Source organism: Alteriqipengyuania abyssalis (genome assembly GCF_019857185.1).
Classification (GTDB): domain Bacteria; phylum Pseudomonadota; class Alphaproteobacteria; order Sphingomonadales; family Sphingomonadaceae; genus Alteriqipengyuania; species Alteriqipengyuania abyssalis.
This window is the reverse complement of sequence record NZ_JAHWXP010000001.1, coordinates 670,640-692,966: the sequence shown is the minus strand read 5'-3', so window position 1 is coordinate 692,966 and position 22,327 is coordinate 670,640. Positions and strand designations below refer to the sequence as shown.

The 22,327-nt window shown below is 64.9% G+C and carries 23 protein-coding genes; 14 read left to right on the top strand and 9 right to left on the bottom strand.

The features are described from left to right. Positions 1-86: 86 nt before the first annotated feature. Positions 87-827, top strand: coding sequence for an SIMPL domain-containing protein (locus tag KYN89_RS03405; RefSeq protein WP_222823800.1), 741 nt, complete (start codon positions 87-89; stop codon positions 825-827). 152 nt (positions 828-979) lie between these two features. On the opposite strand, the gene gshB is transcribed toward KYN89_RS03405, so the two are convergent. From gshB to rsmI, 3 genes are all read right to left on the bottom strand, one after another. Continuing rightward, a complete protein-coding gene (gshB, locus tag KYN89_RS03400; protein WP_222823799.1) occupies positions 980-1,960 on the bottom strand; it encodes a glutathione synthase in 981 nt (326 codons plus the stop codon). 114 nt (positions 1,961-2,074) lie between these two features. Next, positions 2,075-2,431 (bottom strand): YraN family protein, encoded by a 357-nt coding sequence (locus KYN89_RS03395; protein ID WP_222823798.1) that lies wholly within the window; start codon positions 2,429-2,431, stop codon positions 2,075-2,077. Continuing rightward, on the bottom strand, positions 2,428-3,294 hold the full coding sequence (gene rsmI / locus KYN89_RS03390; protein ID WP_222823797.1) for a 16S rRNA (cytidine(1402)-2'-O)-methyltransferase: 867 nt from the start codon (positions 3,292-3,294) through the stop codon (positions 2,428-2,430). Before rsmI ends, KYN89_RS03395 begins: the two co-directional genes overlap by 4 nt. A gap of 27 nt (positions 3,295-3,321) precedes the next feature. Between rsmI and KYN89_RS03385 the strand changes: the two genes are divergently transcribed. Both KYN89_RS03385 and parE read left to right on the top strand, forming a co-directional pair. Continuing rightward, positions 3,322-4,557, top strand: coding sequence for a penicillin-binding protein activator (locus tag KYN89_RS03385; RefSeq protein WP_222823796.1), 1,236 nt, complete (start codon positions 3,322-3,324; stop codon positions 4,555-4,557). Between the two features lie 71 nt (positions 4,558-4,628). After that, the gene (gene parE, locus KYN89_RS03380) at positions 4,629-6,617 is read left to right on the top strand and encodes a DNA topoisomerase IV subunit B (RefSeq protein ID WP_010238047.1); all 1,989 of its coding nucleotides are present in this window, start codon (positions 4,629-4,631) and stop codon (positions 6,615-6,617) included. A 101-nt stretch (positions 6,618-6,718) separates the two neighbouring features. Here the strand turns inward: parE and KYN89_RS03375 are convergent, their stop codons facing one another. Next, on the bottom strand, positions 6,719-7,060 hold the full coding sequence (locus KYN89_RS03375) for an endonuclease domain-containing protein (protein ID WP_222823795.1): 342 nt from the start codon (positions 7,058-7,060) through the stop codon (positions 6,719-6,721). 189 nt (positions 7,061-7,249) lie between these two features. On the opposite strand from KYN89_RS03375, the gene KYN89_RS03370 reads away from it, so the two are divergent. Then, positions 7,250-7,771, top strand: coding sequence for an RNA polymerase sigma factor (locus KYN89_RS03370; protein WP_222823794.1), 522 nt, complete (start codon positions 7,250-7,252; stop codon positions 7,769-7,771). Next, a complete protein-coding gene (locus KYN89_RS03365) occupies positions 7,761-8,333 on the top strand; it encodes a hypothetical protein (protein ID WP_222823793.1) in 573 nt (190 codons plus the stop codon). The genes KYN89_RS03370 and KYN89_RS03365 overlap by 11 nt, the downstream gene beginning before the upstream one ends. A 26-nt stretch (positions 8,334-8,359) precedes the next feature. Here KYN89_RS03365 and KYN89_RS03360 read toward each other — a convergent pair whose 3' ends face one another. Further along, positions 8,360-9,574, bottom strand: coding sequence for a bifunctional alpha/beta hydrolase/OsmC family protein (locus KYN89_RS03360; RefSeq protein ID WP_222823792.1), 1,215 nt, complete (start codon positions 9,572-9,574; stop codon positions 8,360-8,362). Between the two features lie 89 nt (positions 9,575-9,663). Between KYN89_RS03360 and KYN89_RS03355 the strand changes: the two genes are divergently transcribed. The 3 genes from KYN89_RS03355 (at position 9,664) to KYN89_RS03345 (ending at position 13,030) form a co-directional block, all read left to right on the top strand. Then, entirely contained in the window at positions 9,664-10,983 is a 1,320-nt protein-coding gene (locus KYN89_RS03355; protein WP_248284961.1) for a serine hydrolase, read from the top strand. Between the two features lie 71 nt (positions 10,984-11,054). Continuing rightward, positions 11,055-11,900, top strand: coding sequence for an AAA family ATPase (locus KYN89_RS03350; protein WP_222823791.1), 846 nt, complete (start codon positions 11,055-11,057; stop codon positions 11,898-11,900). 74 nt (positions 11,901-11,974) lie between these two features. Next, entirely contained in the window at positions 11,975-13,030 is a 1,056-nt protein-coding gene (locus tag KYN89_RS03345) for a hypothetical protein (RefSeq protein WP_222823790.1), read from the top strand. A gap of 30 nt (positions 13,031-13,060) precedes the next feature. On the opposite strand, the gene KYN89_RS03340 is transcribed toward KYN89_RS03345, so the two are convergent. Then, positions 13,061-14,128, bottom strand: coding sequence for a L,D-transpeptidase family protein (locus KYN89_RS03340; protein WP_248284960.1), 1,068 nt, complete (start codon positions 14,126-14,128; stop codon positions 13,061-13,063). Positions 14,129-14,259: 131 nt separating this feature from the next. On the opposite strand from KYN89_RS03340, the gene KYN89_RS03335 reads away from it, so the two are divergent. Genes KYN89_RS03335 through KYN89_RS03320 form a run of 4 tightly spaced genes read left to right on the top strand, consistent with a single transcriptional unit; the run spans position 14,260 to position 17,746 of the window. After that, complete coding sequence (locus KYN89_RS03335) at positions 14,260-15,444, top strand: vWA domain-containing protein (protein WP_222823788.1); 1,185 nt, start codon at positions 14,260-14,262, stop codon at positions 15,442-15,444. 4 nt (positions 15,445-15,448) lie between these two features. Then, complete coding sequence (locus KYN89_RS03330) at positions 15,449-16,030, top strand: hypothetical protein (protein ID WP_222823787.1); 582 nt, start codon at positions 15,449-15,451, stop codon at positions 16,028-16,030. Next, positions 16,023-16,931, top strand: coding sequence for a DUF817 domain-containing protein (locus tag KYN89_RS03325; protein ID WP_222823786.1), 909 nt, complete (start codon positions 16,023-16,025; stop codon positions 16,929-16,931). The genes KYN89_RS03330 and KYN89_RS03325 overlap by 8 nt, the downstream gene beginning before the upstream one ends. Before the next feature lie 11 nt (positions 16,932-16,942). Further along, on the top strand, positions 16,943-17,746 hold the full coding sequence (locus KYN89_RS03320) for a lipid II flippase Amj family protein (RefSeq protein WP_222823785.1): 804 nt from the start codon (positions 16,943-16,945) through the stop codon (positions 17,744-17,746). Positions 17,747-17,766: 20 nt separating this feature from the next. Here KYN89_RS03320 and KYN89_RS03315 read toward each other — a convergent pair whose 3' ends face one another. The 3 genes from KYN89_RS03315 to KYN89_RS03305 form a co-directional block, all read right to left on the bottom strand. Further along, on the bottom strand, positions 17,767-18,690 hold the full coding sequence (locus KYN89_RS03315; RefSeq protein WP_222823784.1) for an aspartyl/asparaginyl beta-hydroxylase domain-containing protein: 924 nt from the start codon (positions 18,688-18,690) through the stop codon (positions 17,767-17,769). A gap of 95 nt (positions 18,691-18,785) precedes the next feature. Then, entirely contained in the window at positions 18,786-19,982 is a 1,197-nt protein-coding gene (locus KYN89_RS03310) for an exo-beta-N-acetylmuramidase NamZ family protein (protein ID WP_222823783.1), read from the bottom strand. Then, the gene (locus tag KYN89_RS03305) at positions 19,979-20,527 is read right to left on the bottom strand and encodes a DOMON-like domain-containing protein (RefSeq protein WP_222823782.1); all 549 of its coding nucleotides are present in this window, start codon (positions 20,525-20,527) and stop codon (positions 19,979-19,981) included. Before KYN89_RS03305 ends, KYN89_RS03310 begins: the two co-directional genes overlap by 4 nt. Positions 20,528-20,591: 64 nt before the next feature. Here KYN89_RS03305 and tyrS point away from each other — a divergent pair, with 64 nt between their 5' ends. Further along, entirely contained in the window at positions 20,592-21,815 is a 1,224-nt protein-coding gene (tyrS, locus tag KYN89_RS03300) for a tyrosine--tRNA ligase (RefSeq protein WP_222823781.1), read from the top strand. Positions 21,816-21,949: 134 nt separating this feature from the next. Next, positions 21,950-22,282, top strand: coding sequence for a PilZ domain-containing protein (locus KYN89_RS03295; RefSeq protein WP_197636340.1), 333 nt, complete (start codon positions 21,950-21,952; stop codon positions 22,280-22,282). Positions 22,283-22,327: the final 45 nt, after the last annotated feature.

Below are 22,327 nucleotides of genomic sequence, written 5' to 3'. Positions count from 1 at the left end.
TTCATCGATAGGATTGCACGGTTTATCGCAGGGCGAACCAGCCAATCGGGGCTCCGCCGCTGTGAACCTGTCGAGGAGAATGAGGGATGGCCGGGTTTATCGAAGACAATCGTTTCGTGGTGCTGGGTTCGGTCGCGATCGTGATGGTCGGGCTGATGGGCAGCGGATTCCTGCTCGGCGATGGCTTGCGCCGCGCGAAGGAGGCCGACCGCGAAGTGACCGTGAAGGGCGTGTCCGAACGCGACGTAACCGCCGATATCGCCACTTGGTCGATCCGCTTCTCTGACACCGGCAATGATCTGGCGAGCGTCCAGGGATCGGTCGACCGGCAGGCGCAGGCGGTGCGCACATTCTTCACCGAAGCGGGCTTCAAGCAGAGCGATTTCACCGACAGCGACATCTCCCTGATGCGCGATCAGCAGCGCGATGCCTATGGCAATCCGCTCCCCGAAAGCCTCACGGTCTCACGCACGATCCAGCTGCGCACCAATGACGTCATGAAGGCGCGGGCGGCCTATGCGAAGCAGGCCGACCTGCTGCGTGCGGGGGTCGAGATGGGCGGCGGTTCGGTCAATTACACCTTCACCGGCCTGAACGAGTTGAAGCCCGACATGATTGCCGAGGCGAACCGCAGCGCGCGCGAAAGTGCGCAGCAATTCGCCAACGACAGCGGCGCGTCCGTGGGCAAGATCAAGACCGCCAGCCAGGGCTATTTCTCGATCAGCGCGCGCGACGGGGTCGACTGCGAATATTGCGACTCGAGCGGGGCCAACACGCCGTTCCAGAAGGTGCGGGTGGTGACGACGGTGGCGTATGAGTTGAACTGAGGATGGCGTTGCGGGGGCTGTTGGTTAGCCCCCTCCCCCTGATCGTCATCCCGGGCTTGGCCTGGGATAGTGCTTCTTCTTGCCACAGCCCCCAAAAGAAAGCCCTGCCCCGGATCAAGTCCGGGGCGACGATTAAAAGGCGGCGAGCGGGATTAGCCCTTTGTCATATCCGCGTGTCGCCGTTCAGTCGCGTCCCACAGCGCGCCTGCGGTATCCGTCCCGTTGAAGCGGTCGATCGCGACGATGCCGGTGGGCGAAGTGACGTTGATCTCGGTCAGCCACTCGCCGCCGATCACGTCGATCCCGACGAACACCAGCCCACGCCGCTTCAGCTCCGGCCCCATCGCCGCGCAGATCTCTTCCTCGCGCGCGGTCAGCGTTGCCGCCTCGGCCGAGCCACCCTGCGCGAGGTTGGAGCGGAACTCGCCCTCGCCCGGCTTGCGGTTGATCGCGCCCGCGACCTCGCCGTCGACCAGCACGATCCGCTTGTCGCCCTCGCTCACCGTGGGGAGGAACGCCTGCACCATGTGCGCCTCGGGCCATTGCTTGTCGAAGACTTCGGACAGTGCCGAGAGGTTGGTGCCGTGCTCGTCGATCTTGAAGATCGCCTTGCCGCCATTGCCGTGCAGCGGTTTCACCACAACCGCGCCGTGCTTCTTCTGGAACGCCTGAATATCCGCCAGCCTGCGCGCGATCAGCGTCGGTGGCATGAAGCGCGCGTAATCGAGCACGAACATCTTTTCCGGCGCGTTCACCACCTCGCGCGGGTCGTTGACCACCAGCGTGGTGCCCTTCAACCGGTCGAGCAGGAAGGCGGCGGTGATGTAGCCGAGGTCGAACGGCGGATCCTGCCGCAGCCAGACGACGTCGATGTCCTTCGCGAGGTCGATCACGCGCCGCTCGCCCAGCCATTCGAAGTGATCGCCTTCCACGCGCTGCACACGCACCGGGCGCGCGAAGGCGGTGATCTTCCCGGCGGGCGAGCCGTCGCTTTCCCACGCGAGGCTCTTCACGTCGTAGTGCCACACCTCATGCCCGCGCTCCTGCGCCGAGAGCATCAGCGCGAAGCTGGAATCGCCCGCGATCTTGACGCTTTCGATCGGGTCCATCTGGAAGGCGGTTTTCAAAGTCATATTCATTGTCCCGCTCGCCCTGAGCTTGTCGAAGGGCCGTTCTTCTTTTCCGTGCCGCGCTGGAAATACATGCGATCCTTCGACAGGCTCAGGATGAGCGGTGTTGGATGGATCTCACGGCATCCAGGCGTTGGCGATGTGGCGAGGGTGAGCGCCCGGTGCAAGCAGGATCACGTCGATCCGGATATCCTCGCCACTGGTGGCATACTCGTGCGCCACCGCGCCCACCGCTGCCGCGACCCGCGCCAGACGCCGCTCGTCGATCGCAAGGTCGAGGTCGGGCACGCTGCGCCGCCACTTGACCTCGACGAAGGCGATCAGGTTTTCGCGGCGCGCAACAAGGTCGATTTCACCGAGCTTCGTCTTGCGGCGGCGGGCGAGTATCTCCCACCCCTCGCTTTCGAGCCAGCGGGCAGCCTCTTCCTCTCCGCCGCGACCGGCCTTTTCGGCGCGTTCGCGCTTGGCGGTCATCCGCGCAGTTCCATCGCCCGGGCATAGAGCGCCTTGCGGTCCGCACCGGTCGCCTTGGCCACTTTGGCTGCGGCCTGCGACGCCTTCTCGGTCTTCAGAGCCTCGCGCAACAATGCATCGACATCCTCCGGGCTCGCCTCGATCTCGTGCGGCGGTTCGACCAGCAGCACGATCTCACCCCTGGGCGGCTTGGCTTCGTAATGCGCGATCAGGGCCGCGGGCGTATCCACACGGCATTCTTCGTGCAGCTTGGTCAGCTCGCGCGCCACGCCCACCCGGCGGCCGGGCAGCGCGGTGTCGATTGCGGCAAGCGATTTCGCCAGCCGTCCCGCGCTTTCGTAGAACAGCAGCGTCGCATCGATCCCGCCGAGTTCGGCCAGTATGTCGCCGCGCGCCTTGTCCTTCACCGGCAGGAAGCCTGCGAACAGGAAGCGGTCGCTGGGCAGGCCCGCCAGAGTGATCGCGGCGATCGCGGCGCACGGGCCGGGGATGGTCTGCACCTCCACCCCCGCCTCGCGCGCGGCGTTGACCAGGCGGTATCCGGGGTCGGAGATCAGCGGCGTGCCCGCGTCACTGACCAGCGCCACGGCGCGGGTCTGCATGCTCTCGATCAGGCGCGCCCGGTCGCGCTCCTCGGCATGGTCGTTATATCGCCACAGCGGTTTGGACAGGCCGAGGTGCTTCATCAGCTTGCCGGTGACGCGCGTATCCTCGCACGCAACACCGTCGCACCGCGAAAGCACGTCGACTGCCCGCAAGGTTATGTCGCTCAGATTGCCAATCGGGGTCGCGACGATATACAGGCCCGGCGCAAGCGCGGCGTTCGGATGGGCGTCGCTGGTATCGTTCACGAATCCAGCCATGGACCAACGCAGGGGATATTCGCAAGCATGATGGGCTCCACCAAGACCGGCTTGATCCACTGCCGCCGCCTGATCCTTACCCTCGGCATGGGCCTGCTGCTCGCCGGGTGCCAGATCATTCCGCAGGTCGATCCGCCCTATTCCCCACCGCCGCCCTCGCAGCCGAGCGGGCAGACCGGCTCGAACGACGACCGGCGGACCCCGCCGCCGATCGATCGCAGCAGCCCCACCCCTCTGCCGCAGGAACCGGGCGACAGCACACGCCACCGGGTCGCGCTGCTGGTTCCGACCACGGGGGACAACGGGCGCGTCGGCCAGTCGATCGCCAATGCAACCACGATGGCCCTGCTCGACACCAATGCCGACAGCCTGCGTATCACCACCTACGACACCGCCGACAATGCCCGTGAGGCAGCGCGCCGCGCGGTGGCGGACGGCAACCAGCTGATCCTTGGCCCGCTGCTGGGCAGCAACGTCGCCGACGTTCTGGCCGAGGCGCGGCCGCGCAATATTCCGCTGATCGCCTTCTCCAACGATGTCAGCGTGGCCTCGCCCGATGTCTACCTGATGGGCCTGTCTCCCTCGCAGTCGGTGGCGCGGACGGTCCGCTTCGCGCAGGGACAGGGCGCGCGAACCTATGGCGCGCTGGTGCCCGAGGGCGAATATGGCCGCCAGGCCGAGCTCGCCCTGCTCGAAGCGCTGCGCGGCGTCGGCGGCAGCCTGGTCGCGACCGAACGCTATTCGCGCAACGACGGCTCCGCCGCGAGTGCCGCGCGGCGCCTGCGCGCACGCGGCGGGTTCGACACGGTGATGATCGCCGACAGCCCCCGGCTCGCGATCATCGCTGCGGCCGAGCTGCGCGACGAGACCGGGGCCGGCCCCCGGCTGCTCGGCACCGAGTTGTGGAGCGGTGAGAGCGCCATTCCCGCCGCAGGCGTGATGCAGGGCGCGCTGTTCTCCGCCCTGTCCGATGCGCGCTATCGCCGCTTTTCGGAAAGCTACCGCAGCCGCTTCGGCGACTCCCCCTATCGGATCGCGACGCTGGGCTATGACGGCGTGCTGCTCGCGCTGCGGGTGGCGGGCAATGGCTGGCAGCCGGGTCGCCCCTTCCCCACCGGTCAGCTGACCGATGCGGGCGGCTTCCTCGGCCTCGACGGTGCGTTCCGCTTCAGCACCGACGGGACCGCCCAGCGCGCGCTCGAAGTGCGCGAGGTGCGTGACGGGCAGGTCGTGGTGGTCTCCCCCGCTCCCGAGAGCTTCTAGCACGCGGAAATTGCGGACATCGCGTTCCACCCGGCTTGTTATAGTCGGGTGGGGCGCGCACATTCACGACCATGTCCGATGATCTGTTCGAAGGTACGCCGACCTCCAGCGGCGATTACGATTCCTCCTCGATCGAGGTGCTCGAAGGGCTGGAGCCCGTGCGCCGCCGGCCCGGCATGTATATCGGCGGGACGGATGATCGCGCGTTGCACCACCTCGCCGCCGAGGTTCTCGACAACTCGATGGACGAGGCGGTGGCGGGCCACGCGACCCGGATCGAGGTCAAGCTGGAAGAAGGCAACCGGCTGACCATCGCCGATAACGGGCGCGGCATGCCGATCGACGAGCATCCCAAGTTCCCCGGCAAGTCCACGCTGGAGGTGATCCTTTCCACCCTCCACTCGGGCGGCAAGTTCTCAGGGAAAGCCTATGCGACCTCGGGCGGCCTGCACGGCGTCGGCGTCAGCGTGGTCAACGCGCTGTCCGAACACACCCGGGTCGAGGTTGCGCGCGACAAGACGCTCTATGCGCAGGAATTCTCCAAGGGGCAGACGCTGGGCCCGATCGAGACGGTCGGCGCGGCGCCCAACCGGCGCGGCACCACGGTCAGCTTCACGCCCGACCCGGAGATTTTCGGCCCGCGCCAGTTCAGTGCCAAGCGGCTGTTCAAGCTCGCGCGCTCCAAGGCCTACCTCTTCGCCGGGGTCGAGATCCGGTGGAAATGCGCCCCCAGCCTCGCGACCGACGATGTGCCCGAGGAGGAAACCTTCAAGTTCCCCGGCGGGCTTGCCGATCATCTGACGCAGCGCGTCGCCGGGCGCGAATGCGTCACTGCGCAGCCCTTCGCCGGCAGCCAGGATTTCCCGAGCGTCGATGGCGTGTCCAACGGGCGCGTCGAATGGGCGATCGCCTGGCCGCTGTTCTCGGACGCGGCGACCAGCTGGTACTGCAACACCGTTCCCACGCCCGACGGCGGGACGCACGAGCAGGGGCTGCGCAATGCGCTCACCAAGGGGCTGCGCGCATTCGGCGAACTGGTCGGCCAGAAGAAGGCGAAGGACATTTCCGCCGACGACGTGATGGCGGGCGCCGAGGTGCTGCTGAGCGTCTTCATCCGCGATCCCCAGTTCCAGAGTCAGACCAAGGACCGGCTGACCAGCCCGGAAGCGACCAAGCTGGTCGAGAACGCGGTGCGCGACCATTTCGACCACTTCCTCGCCGACAATATGGAGCGCGGGAAGGCGCTGCTGGGCGAGGTGATGGAGCGGATGGACGAACGCCTGCGCCGCCGGGCGGAGCGCGAGGTCAAACGCAAGACCGCCACCAATGCGAAGAAGCTGCGCCTGCCGGGCAAGCTGACCGACTGTTCGGGCGAAGGCGACAAGGAAACCGAGCTGTTCATCGTCGAGGGCGATTCCGCGGGCGGCAGTGCCAAGCAGGCGCGCGACCGCAAGACGCAGGCGATCCTGCCGATACGCGGCAAGATCCTCAACGTCGCGAGCGCGTCCGCCGACAAGATCCGCGCCAACAGCGAAATCGCGGACCTCATCCTCGCGCTCGGCTGCGGGGTGCGCAAGGATTGCGACGCGGATCAGCTGCGCTACGACCGCGTGGTCATCATGACCGATGCCGATGTCGACGGCGCGCATATCGCGACGCTGCTGATGACGTTCTTCTTCCAGGAAATGCCGGACATCGTCCGCAAGGGGCACCTGTTTCTTGCCCAGCCGCCGCTCTACCGCCTGACCGCGGGCAAGGAGAGCCGCTATGCCCGTGACGAGGAACACCGGCGCGAGCTGGAAGAGACCGTCTTCAAGGGCAAGAAGATCGAGATCAGCCGGTTCAAGGGCCTCGGCGAAATGAACCCCGCGCAGCTGCGCGAGACCACCATGCACCCGGACAGCCGCAGCCTGATCCGCATCACCCTGCCCCCCGAGTTCGAGGACCGCGCGGCGGTGAAGGAACTGGTCGGCCAGCTGATGGGCCGCAATCCGGAGCACCGCTTCCAGTTCATCCAGAACAAGGCGGGCGATCTGGATCGCGAGCTGATCGATGCGTGAGGGGGATTACCCCTCATCCAGGCGCCGCTAGTCACTTGCGTGACAAGCTCTGCCATCCTTCTCCCAACGGGAGAAGGATACGCAGGCTTGGCGCGAAGCGCCTAGCCGGAGTTGGATGAGGGGCCTACCTGCCGCTCCAGTTTCGCAAGTACGCCATCAGTATTTTCCAGCACCTCGTTGTTCCAGAACCGCACAACACGATAACCTTCGCCTTCCAGCCATTGGGTGCGCGACCGGTCGACCTCTTCGGAATGCTGGCCGCCGTCGAGTTCGATGACGAGCTGAAACTCGTGGCAATAGAAGTCGACGATGTAATGGCCGAGCGGGACTTGCCTGCGGAATTTGAGATTGCGGAACTGACGATTGCGGAGGCGCGACCAAAGCAGCGCTTCGGCATCGGTCGATGCCTTGCGTAGCGCGCGGGCGCGCTTGACTGGTTTCATCGACTCCCACCCCTCATCCAACTGCGACTAGGCAGCAAAGCCGCCAAGTCTTCATATCCTTCTCCCTCGGGAGAAGGATAGCTGAGCTTGTCGCGACAGCGACTAGCGATGCTTGGATGAGGGGGGCTTGCCGACAAAAAAATCCCTTGCCCCCTGTAAGAAATCCGCTCCGTGGCCGACTAAAGGGTCATGACCGGGCAACAGGCCACACTCTACCACCAGGCGGGCGAGCAGTTCGCGCCAGCTATTGCGCGGCTCGCCCGGGCGATGGAGCGCGATGCGGACAAGGCGCGCGATCTGGAGCAGGATATCCATCTGGAGCTGTGGCGCAGTTTCGAACGCTTCGATGGCAAGTGCGCGCTCAAGACCTGGGTGTTTCGCGTCGCCCACAATGTTGCGGCGGACCATGTCGGGCGCGATGCGCGCAAGCCTGCCACCGTCGATATCGATGAACTCGACAGCCTGACCGCGACCGGTGAAGGCGAGGTGGCGCGGGCCGAGACCCACGCGCTCCAGCGCCTCCACGCTATCATCCGCACCCTCCCCCTGCTCGACGCGCAGGTGATCCTGCTGTGGCTCGAAGGCCATTCGGGCGCGGAGATCGCGGAGGTGACGGGACTGTCCAGCGGCGCGGTCGCCACCCGCCTCTCGCGGTTGAGGGAAAAGCTCGCCGCGCAATTCGAACTTCCGGAGATCGACCATGACCGATGATCTCAAGCAGATCTGGCAGGCCGAGGGCGCTGCCGAAACCTTCACCAAGCCGGAGAATCTCATGGACCGCAGCAGTACATTCGAACGCAAGATCCGTCGGCGCAATATCCTGGAATATGCGGCGGGCGTGCTCGTCCTGCTCGCCAGCGTGCCGACATGCCTGATGTTCGCAGGGATGGGCGAATGGTTGCTGGCCGGATCGATGGGGCTGATGGTCCCGGCGACGCTGTTCGTCCTGTGGAACCTGCACCGCCGCGCATCGAATCTCGCGCGTCGTCCGGAAGAGGACTGCCGGAGCCATCTGAGCGCGCAGTACCGGCGGCAGGCCGACGCGCTGCGCAAGGTTCCGCTGTGGTACGTCGCGCCGTTCGTGCCCAGTGTTCTGGGTGTCTACGGCACGGTCGCGATCAAGGCGATGGGCGTACGCCCGGCAGCCGAGATCGTCGAGCGGATCGGCCTGCCTTTCGGCGCTACCCTCGCCTTCTTCGGCTTCGTCATCTGGCTCAACCTGCGTACCGCGAAGGCGCTGCAGCGGCAGGCCGAGGAGCTGGAGGCGGCGTGACCCGCCATGCCGCCCTATCCCCAGGCCTATTCGCTCCGCGTGGTATGGATGTGCAGGCTGCCTTCGAGCGTGCGGTGGACCGGGCACTTGTCCGCGATCTCGATCAGCCGGTCGCGCTGCTCGGCGGTCAGACCGTCGCCCAGCAGCGTGATCTCGCGGTGGAGCGCCTGGACCTTCGCGTCGTCTTCCTCGCAATGGTCGCAGTCCCGCCCGTGGTCACGCTCGTGCGTCACCGCCACCCGCGCGCCTTCGAAGGGCAGGCCCTTGCGATCCGCGTACATCTTCATCGTCATAGCGGTGCAGGTGCCCAGCGCTGCGTTCAGCAGGTCGTAGGGCGTGGGTCCGGTATCGTCGCCGCCGTGGCCGCGCGGCTCGTCCGCGACGAAGCGGTGCGAGGGGGTGTGCACCTCGGTGCCGAACTTGCCGTGGCCGGTGCACACGACCACGCCGTTCTCCGGATGCGGCCAGTCCGCCTTCATCGGCAGGTAGCGCGCACCCCATGCGGCGATGATATCCGCAATGAAATGCGCATCGTCCGCTCTGGTCAGCAGGTGATCCGCCTCGCCAAGGCTGATGAAGCTCTTCGGGTGACGCGCCGCTTCGTAGAGCGCAGAGGCGTTCTCGATCCCCACGATCTGGTCGGTCGGCGAATGGGCGATCAGGATCGGCAGGCGCAGGCGACCGACCACCTCGGGCAGGTCGATCGCGCGCGTCTTGTCGAGGAATTCGCGGCTGAGGTGGAAGGCGCGCCCGCCGATGGTCACCTTACCCTGCCCGTCCCGCTCGATCGCGGCGAGATCGCCGTTGATATTGCCGAGCACGTGGGGAACGTCGGACGGCGCGCCGATCGTGGCGACGCCCGCGATCCGATCGTGCCCGATCATGTCCGCCGCGGCGAGCACCGCCGCCCCGCCCAGGCTGTGCCCGATCATCAGGATCGGCCCGCCGAACCGGGTGCACAAATGATCGGCGGAGGCGACCAGATCCTCGATATCGCTGGCAAAGCCCGCGCGGCCGAAATCGCCGCCGCTGCCGCCCAGCCCGGTAAAGTCGAACCGCAACGTCGCGATTCCCTGCCGGGCGAGCGCGCGCGTCACCTCGACCGCCGCCTTGCTCTGCTTGGTGCAGGTAAAGCAATGCGCAAACACCGCCGCCCCGCGCACCAGCCCGGTCGGCATTTCGAGCGCCCCGGCGAGGTCGTAGCCGCGCGTGGTCGCGATGGTGATCTGTTCGGTGGGCATATCGGGAATCCTGAGAAATCTGAGCGACGGCGTGTAGCCATTTCGTCAAGTCACGCAAATCGTTAGGCAACCGCAAGGGGAGAACCAGCATGCAAATCCAGACACTTCGCGCAATGATGATCGGCACCGCGCTGGCCGCCGCCAGCCTCGCCGCGACTGCCAGCCCGGCCTATGCCCAGGCAGGCACCGAGGCGGGCGAGGAGGCCGCGCTGCAGGCCCGCCTCGAAGCGCGCGCGGACGATGTGATCGCGGTCATCAAAGGCGAGAAGCCGGCCGACGAGGTGTTCGCCCCGGCGTTCCTCGCGCAGGTTTCGCCCGAACAGTTCGCGCAGATCAGCCAGCAGATGACCTCGCAGTTCGGTGCGGCGATGGGCGTCGAAACGGTCGAGCCGGTCAATGCCAGCACGGCCAAAATCACGCTGCGTTTCGAAAAGGCGCTGGCGAGCGGGCCGCTGGGCCTGCAGGCGCAGGCGCCCTTCCTGATCGAGACGCTGCTGCTGCAGGACTTCCAGCAGCTGGATGACGGGCCGGACAAGATCGACGCGGACATCGCCGCGCTTTCGGGCAGTACGGCGGCGTGGTTCGGGCCGCTCGATGGTGAGGCGATCTACAGCTACGGCGATCCGGCAAGGCCCTACGCGCTGGGCTCCGCGTTCAAGCTATACGTCCTCGCCGCGCTCTCGCGAGCGGTGGGCGAGGGACGGCTCGCGTGGGACGATGTCGTGCCACTCGACGCCAAGAGCTTTCCAAGCGGCATCATGCAGACCTGGCCCAGCGGCACTCCGGTGACGCTCCAGACCGCGGCGATCCTGATGATCTCGATCAGCGACAACACCGCGACCGATCTGGTGATGCGCACGGTCGGGCGCGATGCGGTCGAGGCGGAGATGCGCGCCAGCGGCCACGCGGGCGGCGGCAAGACGCTACCCTTCCTCACCACGCGCGAGATGTTCTCGATCAAGGCGGGCGACATGGGCGAAGCCTATGCTGCTGCGAACGAGGCGCAGCGGCGCGCGATGCTCGAAACGCTCGACAGCGACGAACTGACCCGCAAGCGAGTAATGGAGGTGTTCACCTCGGGCACGCCGGTGCTGATCGAGGATATCGAATGGTTCGCCAGCATGCGTGACGAGGTGGGCCTGATGCGCCTGATCGCCGATCTGCCCGAAGATACCGCGCGCCGGATCATGAGCGTCAACACCGCGCTGAGCGAGGCGGAGCGCGAGGGGTGGAGTTATGTCGGCTACAAGGGCGGGTCCGAGGCCGGGGTGCGCAACCTCTCGTGGCTGCTGCGCGATGGCGACGGGCGCTGGTACATGCTGGCAATCAGCCAGATGGACCCCGCGAGCGAGATCGACACCACCGCGCTGCTGATGATCGCCAAGCGCATCCTCACGCTCAAGGAATAGGCGCGGCCCCTTGCAGCGCGCCGCGCAGGCCCCTAGCAAGTTTCGAAACAGGACTTGCTAGGGCTCGGTAGATGGAACGTTTCGAAGGCACGAAAGACTATATTGCGACCGACGATCTGAAGGTGGCAGTCAACGCGGCGGTGACGCTGCGCCGCCCTCTTCTGGTCAAGGGCGAGCCGGGCACCGGCAAGACCGTGCTGGCGCACGAGATCGCCAAGGCGGTGGATGCTCCGCTGATCGAGTGGAACGTGAAGTCGACCACCAAGGCGCATCAGGGCCTGTACGAATACGACGCGGTCGCCCGCCTGCGCGACGGCCAGCTGGGCGACGAGCGCGTTCACGACATCTCGAACTACATCAAGAAGGGCAAGCTGTGGGAGGCGTTCGAGGCGCCCGAGCTGCCCGTTCTGCTGATCGACGAGATCGACAAGGCCGACATCGAGTTCCCCAACGACCTGTTGCAGGAACTCGACCGGATGAGCTTCGACGTTTACGAAACGCAGCAGCGGATCGAGGCGAAGGAACGCCCGATCGTGGTCATCACCTCGAACAACGAGAAGGAACTGCCCGACGCCTTCCTGCGCCGCTGCTTCTTTCACTACATCTCGTTCCCCGACCGCGACACGATGCGCGAGATCATCGAGGTGCACTTCCCCGGCATCCAGAAGAACCTCGTCACCAAGGCGATGGAAATCTTCTACGACATCCGCGAAGTGCCCGGCCTGAAGAAGAAGCCCAGCACCAGCGAACTGCTCGACTGGCTCAAGCTGCTGCTGAACGAGGACATGCCGGTCGAGGTGCTGCAGGATGCGAACCCCAACAAGGCGATCCCGCCGCTGCACGGCGCGCTGCTGAAGAACGAACAGGACGTCATGCTGTTCGAACGGCTCGCCTTCATGAGCCGGCGGCAGAGCTAAGGCTGCTTCGGGCAGCATATTCCAGCTAGGTCGAGCGTGAATTGTCCCATATGCTTCCCCGCTAGGGGGAGCATATGTCACGCCTGTCACTTCTGATTTTGATCACGCTCGGTTGCGCGACGCCGGTCGCAGCCGAGCCGCAGCCGCTCGATGTCGATCCGCAAGCGGACTGGGTTCACGAACCGACCGGGCTGAATTTTCCCGCGCGGATCAGGGACCTCGGTCGCGATCGGATCGTCAGCTATCTGGCGGACGAGAACAATATCGGCGCGACCTATTTTACCGCCGACGACAGCGAGATCCTCTCGGTTTTCGCTTATCGGGCCGGCAGCTACGATGTCTCCATGATGGCAGATGCAGCCATCAGCGCGATTTCGACCAATGACCGGTTGGGCACCATCGATACCGGAGGCGCGCTTTTTTCGACTTTTGGTGATGAGGCGATTGGCAAGGATAGCGGCGTCCTGGCGAGCTTTCCGGTGGATGGCCCTTATCGATCGACCGCACTGGCCCTGTTCCGCTCCGGTAACTGGCTGATCAAGCTGCGGCTGTCGTCGAAACAGGTCGATGCACAGACGCTCGACAAGCGACTGGCGCTGCTCGCATCCGGACTGCCGCTGACGCCCCCGCCCTACTCCGCACCGCCCGCATACCGTCTTGCAGATTGCGGAAACGTGCCCGCGCGCGGGCAGGTCGGCCGGCGAGAGCTGTCGACGACCGACTGGATTACTGCGACCACGGTAATTTCGATTTCCTACGACGAGAGTGTTCAGGACCAGATCGCGGAGAAAACGGGTCAGCGCGACACCCCGCGCCTGTGCCGCGACGCTCGTTCGAAGCCGGGGCGCATGTTCTACCGCGAGGCGGAGAGCGGCGAACCTGCGGCGATCGTGTTCGGCGATTCCGGGACGGTAGCCAGTGTCGGAACCGCCGATATCTCGCTGGACAAGAAGACGCCGCCTCCGGTGATCCTCGCGATCGGCAACGGCATGAAAACCGAATTTTTCCAAGGTTTCGAGAGCATTCCCGGGTTCGATCAGATGATGCAGGTGCTCGAGGAGAGCCGCGTCATGGCGAGCGTCGAGCGTACCGCGGAAGGGTCCGCCATCACGCTTCCCCCGCCTGATTAGGTGTTTGGCAGGCGGGCCTCGCCCCCCTCCTTACTGCACCGGGAAGCAGTCCGTGCCCGAACGCTTGAGCGAGCTGCATGCGGCAAAGGCGCCGGGGCCGGTCACGCGCAGGCGGTAATATTGCCGCCGGTCGACCACCGCGGGGATGATCGCCTTCTCGTACTCGCCGAGTTCGGGATAGCGCGCGCTGATGCGCGACCAGTAGGCTTCCGCCTCGCCGGGGCTGCTCTTGGCTGCCAGCTGGATCGTCTGTCCGCGAGCGCGCGGGCGGGTCTGGTCGAGCAGATCGACCGGCTGCGAAGCCGGGCGTGCGGCCTCGGCCAGCGCGGGGCGACGCGGTTCTGACTGGGTCTGTTCAGCTCGCGCCAAGCGCGGTTCGCTCTCCCGTAGCGGCGTCATGTCCTTGAGCGGCGGCTCTGGCCGCTGGACCAGATGGCCCCGCGCACCCGGCAGCGGATTGGGCATGTTGAGCGCGACCCGCCTTGCCGTCTCGTCCGAGCCGACGCGCTGATCGGTCACGACCACGGTGGTGGTCTCCGGCCGGGTCAGCGCAAAAAGCGCGCGCGCGAAATCGGCGGGCAGGCGGATGCAGCCATGCGATGCCGGATAGCCGGGAAGCTTGCCCGCGTGGATCGCGATCCCGCCCCAGGTCAGCCGCTGCATGTGCGGCATCGGCGCGTTGGAATAGATGTTGGAGCGATGGAAGGTCCGCTTCTGCAGGATCGGGAACATGCCCGATGGCGTGGTGTGCCCGCGCTTGCCGGTCGAGACGGGCGAGCTGTTCCACAGCGCACCATCCTTGAACACGTACATCGTCTGCGATGGCTTGCTGATGACGATCAGCACGCCCGACTTGAGCACCGCACTCACCGCCGGAGGCAATGTCGCTCCATCGACCTTCGTTGCAGTGGCAGCGGGCACCGGCTTGGGCGGCCGCGGCGGCACTTTCTGGACCACCGGGTTGGAGACATATTCGATATTCTCCGCCGCATTGGCCGAAGTCTGAATCTCCAGCACACGCCCTGCCGACGTGACGAGCAGCAGCGCCGCACATAATGCGGTCGCCACGCTGATTATGGTAAAGCCCGCTTTAACCATATTTTCATTGATGGGGCGGCGGCCGATTCGGTTCAATGCGATTTGCGCAGCCGAGCGCGATTGAGCGCGGAACTGTTGCCCCATTCCCTCCATCATCCTAGGCATGCAGGCTGCTGAAGGAGCGGTTGCCAGTGTTTTTGAATTTCGTCGACGAGCTGCGCGCAGCGGGCATTTCCGCCAGCCTCAAGGAGCATCTCACGCTGCTCGAGGCGCTCGACAAGGATGTGATCGAGCAGACGCCCGAGGCGTTCTACTACCTCGCGCGCGCGACCTTCGTGAAGGATGAAGGCCTGCTCGACCGGTTCGACCAGGTGTTCGCCAAGGTCTTCAAGGGCATCATGTCCGACTATGGGCAGAACCCGGTCGAGATTCCCGAGGACTGGCTGAAGGCGGTGGCCGAGAAATTCCTCACCGAGGAGGAAATGGCGCAGATCGAGAAGATGGGTTCGTGGGACGAGCTCATGGATACGCTCAAGAAGCGGCTCGAAGAACAGAAGGAGCGGCACGAGGGCGGCAACAAGTGGATCGGCACGGGCGGCACCTCGCCCTTCGGCCACTCCGGCTATCACCCCGAAGGCGTCCGCATCGGCGGTGAATCGAAGAACAAGCGCGCCGTCAAAGTCTGGGAAAAGCGCGAGTTCAAGAACCTCGACAACACCAAGGAACTGGGCACCCGCAACATCAAGATGGCGCTGCGCCGTCTGCGCCGTTTCGCGCGCGAAGGCGCGGCGGACGAGCTGGATATCGACCAGACGATCCGCGGCACCGCCAAGCAGGGCTGGCTCGACATCCACATGCGGCCCGAGCGCAGGAATGCGGTGAAGCTGCTGCTGTTTCTCGATGTCGGCGGGTCGATGGACCCGTTCATCAAGGTGACCGAAGAGCTGTTCAGCGCGGCCACATCCGAGTTCAAGAACCTCGAATTCTTCTACTTCCACAACTGCCTCTACGAAGGCGTGTGGAAGGACAACCGCCGCCGCTGGCAGGAGCGGACCAAGACCTGGGACATCCTCCACAAGTTCGGCCACGACTACAAGATCGTGTTCGTCGGCGATGCCGCGATGAGCCCCTACGAGATTTCGCATCCCGGCGGCTCGGTCGAGCACATGAACGAGGAAGCGGGCGCCACATGGATGCAGCGGATGACCAACACCTATCCCGCGACCGTGTGGCTCAACCCGATCCCCGAGCGGCAGTGGAGCTATTCGCAGTCGACCAGCATGATGAAGAAGCTGGTCAACGACCGCATGTACCCGCTGACGCTCGACGGGCTGGACGACGCGATGCGCGAGCTCAGCCGCAAGCACGGGGCCTGATGCGATGGTGCAGGCGAGCGAGGCGTTTCTTTACCTGGCCGTCCTCACTTCGATCATCCTCGGGCTGGCGATCCAGCAGGTGCTGCTGGGCTATCGCGACCTGATCCTGACCCGCACCAGGACGCAGCTGTATGGCCCGGTGCTGGTCTGGTCGGTGATTGTGCTGCTGATCGTCGCGCAGAACTGGTGGGAAAGCTTCGGTCTTGCCGGACGCAACGACTGGAATTTCCTCAGCTTCGGCATGATCCTGCTTCAGGCGACGATAATCTATATGATCGCAGCGGTCACTTTCCCGCGCAGCGAGGCCGCAGAATCGATCGACCTTCGCGAACACTATTTTCGGGAGAAGCGTGCGATCTACGGCCTGGCGGTCGCCTATGTCGTCTCCAGTCCGGTGCGTGCGCTGATCGTCGACGGAACCATCCTGCCACCGATCGACCTTGGCTTTCATGCCCTATTCCTGATCGTTTTCGCAGTGCTTGGCTGGGCCGACCGACCAATCCTCCACCGGGTACTCGTGCCCGTCGTCCTGCTCGGATTCGTCGGCTACATCGCTCTGATGACGCCAGTGCTGACAGGTGGTTGAGGCGGGCGGCGCGAGCCGCTTCCAGCAGATCCGGCAGCGGCTGGAAGCCTTCGATCCCGGCGCCAAGGGTCTGCGGGGCTGGCGGCTGTGGCTGTACGAATTCCTGCTGTTCGGCTTCAAGCAGGGGTGGGCCTGCCTGTTTGGCGGGTTGCTGCTGGCGCTGCTGCTGGCGACGCACCTGTTCTATCCCGACGACGCGCCGCTGGCCCGCTATGACTTCCTGACCCTCGCGGCGCTAGGCATCCAAATCGGCATGCTTGCCTTCCGGCTGGAGACCTGGGATGAGGCGAAGGTGATCCTGATCTTCCACGTGGTCGGCACGGTGATGGAGGTGTTCAAGACCTACGCCGGATCATGGGTCTATCCCGAGGCGTCACTGCTCAGAATCGCGGGCGTGCCGCTGTTCTCCGGCTTCATGTATGCGAGCGTCGGGAGCTATATCGCGCGCGTATGGCGGATCTTCGATTTCCGCTATACGCACTACCCGCCCGTCTGGACCACATGGCTGCTGGCGGGCGCGATCTACGCCAATTTCTTCCTCCACCATTTCTGGATCGACCTGCGCTGGCTGCTGTTCGCGGCGACCGCGCTGATCTTCTGGCGCACGCGCATCTATTTCCGCAATTTCCGCGAACACCGCTGGATGCCGTTGCTGCTGGGCTTCGGGCTGGTCGCGCTGTTCATCTGGCTGGCGGAGAACATCGCGACCTTCGCCAATGCGTGGAACTATCCCGGGCAGGAGGCCGGGTGGCAGCCGGTCGGGCCGGAGAAGCTGGGCAGCTGGTTTCTGCTTATGCTGATCAGCTTCGTGCTGGTCGCGCTGGTACAGCCGGTCCGCCGTCCGGATAAATCCGTGAGGCGAAATGCAAAATCGATAGCGGAGCAGCCGGCACGCGCCTAAAGCAGCGCGCAATGGACGCCCAATTGCTGGTCATCTGCCTGCTGACCTTCGTCATTCATCTGATTGGCACGCTGGCCTACGCAGCCCGCATCGCGGGGGTGCGCACGCGGCGCATCGCGATGAGCTTTGCGCTGTTCAACGTGCTGGTGCTGGTCTCGCGCACCGCCAACGGCTTCCTCGGGCCGTTCCTTGCCAAGCGGGTGGAGAACCGGTTGCAATTCGGCGGGGGCGACGATCTCGCATGGGATTTCCGGCTCGTGCTGCTCTCTGCAAGTCTGGCCGTGCTGGTAGGCATCGTGCTGGTGCCGACCGCGCAGCGGCTGTTCGCGGTCGCGATCGGGCATTTCCAGCGCCATCGTTCGACCGGGCGGATGCTGCTGCGCAGCGCCTCGCCCACCGGCCTGCGGATCATTCGCGAATCGATTGCCGCGCCCTCGCGAGCGACCTTCACCGGACTCGGCAAGCCACGCGGGGTCAGCTGGACCGTGCTCGTGGCCAATGCGCTGGCGCAGGCGCTGCTGGTGGTGGGGGTGCTCGCCTCGATCTACGCCGGCTATCTCAACCCGGAATTCCGGGTCACCGCCTCGCAGCTCTCCGCCGTGATCAACGGGGTCGCGACGATCCTGCTGTTCGCGCTGATCGACCCGCAGATTTCGGTGATGACCGACGATGTGGTCGACGGGAAGACCAGCGAAGCCGAATTCCGCCGCACGATCGTGTGGATCAGCTTCAGCAGGCTGGCGGGCACACTGCTGGCGCAGGCGGTGTTCATCCCCGGCGCGCTGGCAGTGGCGTGGATCGCCGGGGCGTTCTGACCCGGGGACGACGCGACCGATCAATAGGCGTCGACGGTTGCGAACAGCGCTTGGATCTGTTCACGTTCCACCTCTTCCAGTTCCGGGCGCCAGACATCGAAGACCAGCGCCAGTCCATCCTTGGTCGCGTTGTTCCATGCTTGATGTTCGACCGTATCGTCGAACATGATCAGCTTGCCCACTTCCCAGCTTTTCTGGAGCGGGCCGACACGCAGCGCACTCTCACCCGGCACGACCAGCGGCAGATGACAGGTGAAACGTATGTTCATCATCCCGTGTTTCGGCGGGGTGCGCTGACCTGCGGCAAGCAGCGAGAACGTCAACGTCGGTGCGCGTGACACAATCCGGCAAAGCGGCGCATTGTCGGTAAGACTGGCTGTCGTCACCGGACACAGCGCAGCACGTTCGTCGACGAATGTGCCGTTGCTGGTCAGTTCGAAATTGGTCCAGTCACCATTTGCGCGCGTGGCGCGCACATCGCCCTCAGCATGGTCGGCGTTCGTCTCGACCTTCGGATCAAATCCGCCGGCGCCCATCAGCAGGCTCTCGCCCTCCCTGCGGATTTCATCGGCCTGCGCCTCGACCGCTTCGGTCCATGCGAAGGTCTCGCGCTCCGCAAAATGCTTCAGCGGTAGACCATCGTAGAAGAAGGTCTGCGGATTTTGCGGATAGCGCACAGGCACGGGAGCACGACTTGCCTTGCCCTGCATGATCGCGATCGAACTCGCGAATCGAGGGTGCCAGTCCTTTCTCGGGAAGCCCCGCTCTGCAAGTCCCCTGTCGAGATATTCCGCGAAGCGCTGATCGAGCCAGCCAATCGTGCTGCTCACGTGTTCCGCCTGCGGCCCCATCGTTCGGCCGAGCCGGTGCAGATGCTGCAGGCCGATATTGTAATAACTCGCCGCGGCCCGATGGTCGCCCTCGAGAAGAAAATTGTCGGCCATCGCGATCATCGCGTCGACATCGCTGCCATTGGCGATAAGCCGCCGCCTTGCCTCATCCACGGACATGGCGGGTTGCGGGTTGGGTGTGCTGTTCATCAGTAAAGTAGGACCCGTTCGATCTGGTCGCGCCATTCGGTCTCGTCGTTCGCTGCCATCCGGTCGAGGTCTACCGGAGAGGCGGAGGTGTCATCGACCCATTCGCGCAGGGCCGGGCCACCGTTGATCACGTCGATCGCCAGCCGGTCCAGCTCGTATTCGTAGGGAAAATCGCGCCAGATCTCGTAATCCGGATAGAGCGCGCGGATCGCCTTGAAGGCGAGCGCCTGCAACCGCCACGGGCGGAAATGCGTGTGGTCGTAGAATGGCCCTTCTGCGTGGATCATCAGCCCGTTGCACAGCTGGCCCGCGTGCTTGTGGAAGGTCGGTTCGAACCAGCATTCGCGAAGCGCGCAGCCTTTCAGCCAGCTTGGCGCGATCCGGCGCATTTCGGCGTGGACCGCCTTGGCGTCGATATCCGGCGCGCCGAACAGCACCTCGAGCGGGCGGGTCGTGCCCCGGCCCTCGCTCAGCGTGGCGCCCTCGATCATCACCGTGCCCGCATAGGCGCGGGCCATGTTGACGTTGGCGGCGTTGGGCGAAGGGTTGATCCAGACGCGGTTTTCGGGCCAGCCATGGCCGGTTCCGTCAGGCTCCCAACCCTCCATCGCGATCACCCGATATTCGACGTCGAGCCCGAAATGCTTGATGAACCAGTGGCCCATCTCGCCCATCGTCAGGCCGTGGCGCATCGGCATCGGCCCTGCCCCGACGAAGCTTTCCTGCCCCGGCATCAGCATCGTGCCTTCCACCGGGCGACCGGCGGGATTGGGGCGATCGAGCACCCACACGCTCTTGCCCGTCTTCGCAGCCTCTTCCAGCAGGTAGAGCAGCGTGGTGACGAAGGTGTAGATGCGGCAGCCCAGGTCCTGCAGGTCGAACAGGAAGACATCCGCGCTCGACATCATCTGGCCGGTGGGGCGGCGCACCTCGCCATAGAGGCTGAACACGGGGATACCGTAGGTGGGATCGGTCTCGTCCGCCGTCTCCACCATATTGTCCTGCTTGTCGCCCTTCAGCCCGTGCTGCGGGCCGAACGCGGAGGTGACGTTCACCCCCGCGGCGACCAGCGCGTCGAGACTGTGCTCCAGATCCCTCGTGACCGATGCCGGGTGGGCAACAAGCGCGACCCGCTTGCCTTCGAGTGGTTTGCGCAAGTCCGGCTCTGAAAGAAGCCGGTCGATCCCGAATTTCATGCGTGCTGAAGTGCCTCTTTGGGTTTGGCCGGTGCGCTGCTGCCGAAACGGATGGCAAAGCTCATCGGATCATGGAAGTCCGGCTCGTCCCGGCGGTGGGCCATCGACCATAGCGAATGGTGCCCGCCTTCTTCCTCGATCACCGCGCATAGCGAAGCGGAGCTGACCCCGTCCAGCACGCGTGCGGGCAGCCGCACGGTTACCGTGATGACCTGAGGGCCACGCTGGAAATCGATCTGCGGCGGCACCTCGGGCACATAATCGCCAACGCGCTTGCGATAGGAGGCGAACTGGAACGCGGCCCAGTCGCCAGCGGGTGCGAAGTTGAATTCGCGGTAGCGCCCGTTCTGGTCGTAGACGAAGAATTCCAGGCAGGTCCGCCGCCACAGATCTTCCTCGCTGCGATGTGCGAAGCCGCGCGGCACCACGACCTTGGCCGCCTGGTTGATGCGATAGCGCAGAAGCAGCTCGCCGCCCATCAGGCGCATCATGGTGACCGAGATTGCGCTCACGTCGAGCGGCGGCGTGGTTGGATGCGGTTTCAACCTGTACGTTTGCATTTTCGACCCCCCATGCTAGCGGGCCCGGTCATTCCCCCCGGAGGAACCAGTGCCCAGCTATCGATCCGAACTTCTGAACGTGCTCGACCAGCGGCACTATACGCATCAAATCACCGATGCGGAAAGACTTGATTTGCTTGCTTCCGAGCAGATTGTCCCAGGATATGTCGGTTTCGATCCGACCGCATCGAGCCTGCATGTCGGATCGCTGGTCCAGATCATGCTGCTGCGCCGGTTGCAGCAGACCGGGCACAAGCCGATCGTCGTGATGGGTGGCGGCACCGGCAAGATCGGTGACCCCTCGGGCCGCGACGAGAGCCGCCAGCTGATGACCGAAGAGGTTATCGCGGCCAATATTGCGAGCATTCGCAAGGTCTTCGAACGCATCCTGACCTTCGGTGACGGGCCCACCGACGCGGTGATGGTCAACAACGACGAATGGCTCAGCGGCCTGGGCTATCTCGATCTGCTGCGCGATGTCGGCCCGCACTTCACGGTCAACCGCATGCTGACCTTCGATTCGGTCAAGATGCGGCTCGACCGCGAGCAGCCGCTGACCTTCCTCGAATTCAATTACATGATCCTGCAGGCCTACGATTTCCGCGAACTGGCGCAGCGCTATGGCTGTCGTTTGCAGATGGGCGGCAGCGATCAGTGGGGCAATATCGTCAACGGGATCGAGCTGACCCGGCGTACCGGCGGTGGCGAACTCTTCGGCTTCACCACCCCCCTGCTGACGACCGCGGATGGCAAGAAGATGGGCAAGACCGCCAGCGGCGCGGTCTGGCTCAATGAAGACATGCTGCCCGCCTACGATTTCTGGCAGTTCTGGCGCAATACCGACGACCGCGACGTGGGTCGCTTCCTGCGCCTGTTCACCGATATTCCGCTCGACGAGATCGAGCGGCTCGAACGGCTCGAGGGGGCGGAGATCAACGACGCCAAGGTCGCGCTCGCCAATGCGGTGACCGCGCTGGTGCGTGGCGAGGATGCGGCGGCCGCGGCGGAGGCGACTGCGCGCGAAACCTTCGCCGGGGGCGCGGGCGGCGACCTGCCCACGCTTTCGGTGGGCGATGGCATGGCCCTGCCCGCAGCACTCAGCGCGCTGGGCTTCACCGCCTCCAACAAGGAAGCCAAGCGCAAGATCGCGGAAGGCGCGGTGCGGCTCGACGACGAGGTGTTGAGCGACCCTGCCATGGTTCTGAACGTCGCGGAAGGCGAACAGCGCCGTCTGTCGCTGGGGCGCAAGAAGCACGCGATCCTGCTGCGCTAGGCTCTGCGTAAGTCTTTCGGAACGCATCCTTTTGTCCCGAATTAGGACAAGGGGGCTTAACCCAAAATCAGCCTTTGGGTCGGATAAGTCGGGGCCTTGGACATCCCCGTCAGAGCCGAGAGAGGAACAGGCAAGTGGCATCGCATCTGAGTGTACCTGACCAGCGGGCGGCGATCCGCCATCCGGTCGATTACGATGTGATCGCGGACTATTTCGGTCGCGGCGACGTGCCGTTCCACATCAGCAACGTGTCCGCCACCGGCTTCATGATCGACAATGCCAGCGACGGCGCGCGCGGCGACCGCGTGATCGTGAGCTTCCCGGTGATTGGCCGGATCGAGGCCTATCTGATCTGGACCAAGGAAAATCGCGCCGGGTTCCAGTTCGAACGGCTGATCCGGGTGGACGATTTCCTGCTGATGATCGACGAGCTGCAGCCCAACCCGCGCCTGCGCCGCCCCCGCTAGCCTCGCCCGCGGTCAAGCCAGACTTGGCCACCCCATCCCAGAATT

Excerpts from the sequence above, each read along its gene's own strand:
- KYN89_RS03340 (WP_248284960.1), bottom strand. The coding sequence starts at position 14,128 with ATGGTTAAAGCGGGCTTTACCATAATCAGCGTGGCGACCGCATTATGT.
- KYN89_RS03315 (WP_222823784.1), bottom strand. The coding sequence starts at position 18,690 with ATGGCCGACAATTTTCTTCTCGAGGGCGACCATCGGGCCGCGGCGAGT.
- KYN89_RS03360 (WP_222823792.1), bottom strand. The coding sequence starts at position 9,574 with ATGCCCACCGAACAGATCACCATCGCGACCACGCGCGGCTACGACCTC.
- KYN89_RS03310 (WP_222823783.1), bottom strand. The coding sequence starts at position 19,982 with ATGAAATTCGGGATCGACCGGCTTCTTTCAGAGCCGGACTTGCGCAAA.
- KYN89_RS03320 (WP_222823785.1), top strand. The coding sequence starts at position 16,943 with ATGGACGCCCAATTGCTGGTCATCTGCCTGCTGACCTTCGTCATTCAT.
- KYN89_RS03385 (WP_222823796.1), top strand. The coding sequence starts at position 3,322 with ATGATGGGCTCCACCAAGACCGGCTTGATCCACTGCCGCCGCCTGATC.
- KYN89_RS03355 (WP_248284961.1), top strand. The coding sequence starts at position 9,664 with ATGCAAATCCAGACACTTCGCGCAATGATGATCGGCACCGCGCTGGCC.
- gshB (WP_222823799.1), bottom strand. The coding sequence starts at position 1,960 with ATGACTTTGAAAACCGCCTTCCAGATGGACCCGATCGAAAGCGTCAAG.
- KYN89_RS03345 (WP_222823790.1), top strand. The coding sequence starts at position 11,975 with ATGTCACGCCTGTCACTTCTGATTTTGATCACGCTCGGTTGCGCGACG.
- parE (WP_010238047.1), top strand. The coding sequence starts at position 4,629 with ATGTCCGATGATCTGTTCGAAGGTACGCCGACCTCCAGCGGCGATTAC.
- rsmI (WP_222823797.1), bottom strand. The coding sequence starts at position 3,294 with ATGGCTGGATTCGTGAACGATACCAGCGACGCCCATCCGAACGCCGCG.
- KYN89_RS03350 (WP_222823791.1), top strand. The coding sequence starts at position 11,055 with ATGGAACGTTTCGAAGGCACGAAAGACTATATTGCGACCGACGATCTG.
- KYN89_RS03405 (WP_222823800.1), top strand. The coding sequence starts at position 87 with ATGGCCGGGTTTATCGAAGACAATCGTTTCGTGGTGCTGGGTTCGGTC.
- KYN89_RS03375 (WP_222823795.1), bottom strand. The coding sequence starts at position 7,060 with ATGAAACCAGTCAAGCGCGCCCGCGCGCTACGCAAGGCATCGACCGAT.
- KYN89_RS03330 (WP_222823787.1), top strand. The coding sequence starts at position 15,449 with ATGGTGCAGGCGAGCGAGGCGTTTCTTTACCTGGCCGTCCTCACTTCG.
- KYN89_RS03365 (WP_222823793.1), top strand. The coding sequence starts at position 7,761 with ATGACCGATGATCTCAAGCAGATCTGGCAGGCCGAGGGCGCTGCCGAA.
- KYN89_RS03395 (WP_222823798.1), bottom strand. The coding sequence starts at position 2,431 with ATGACCGCCAAGCGCGAACGCGCCGAAAAGGCCGGTCGCGGCGGAGAG.
- KYN89_RS03370 (WP_222823794.1), top strand. The coding sequence starts at position 7,250 with ATGACCGGGCAACAGGCCACACTCTACCACCAGGCGGGCGAGCAGTTC.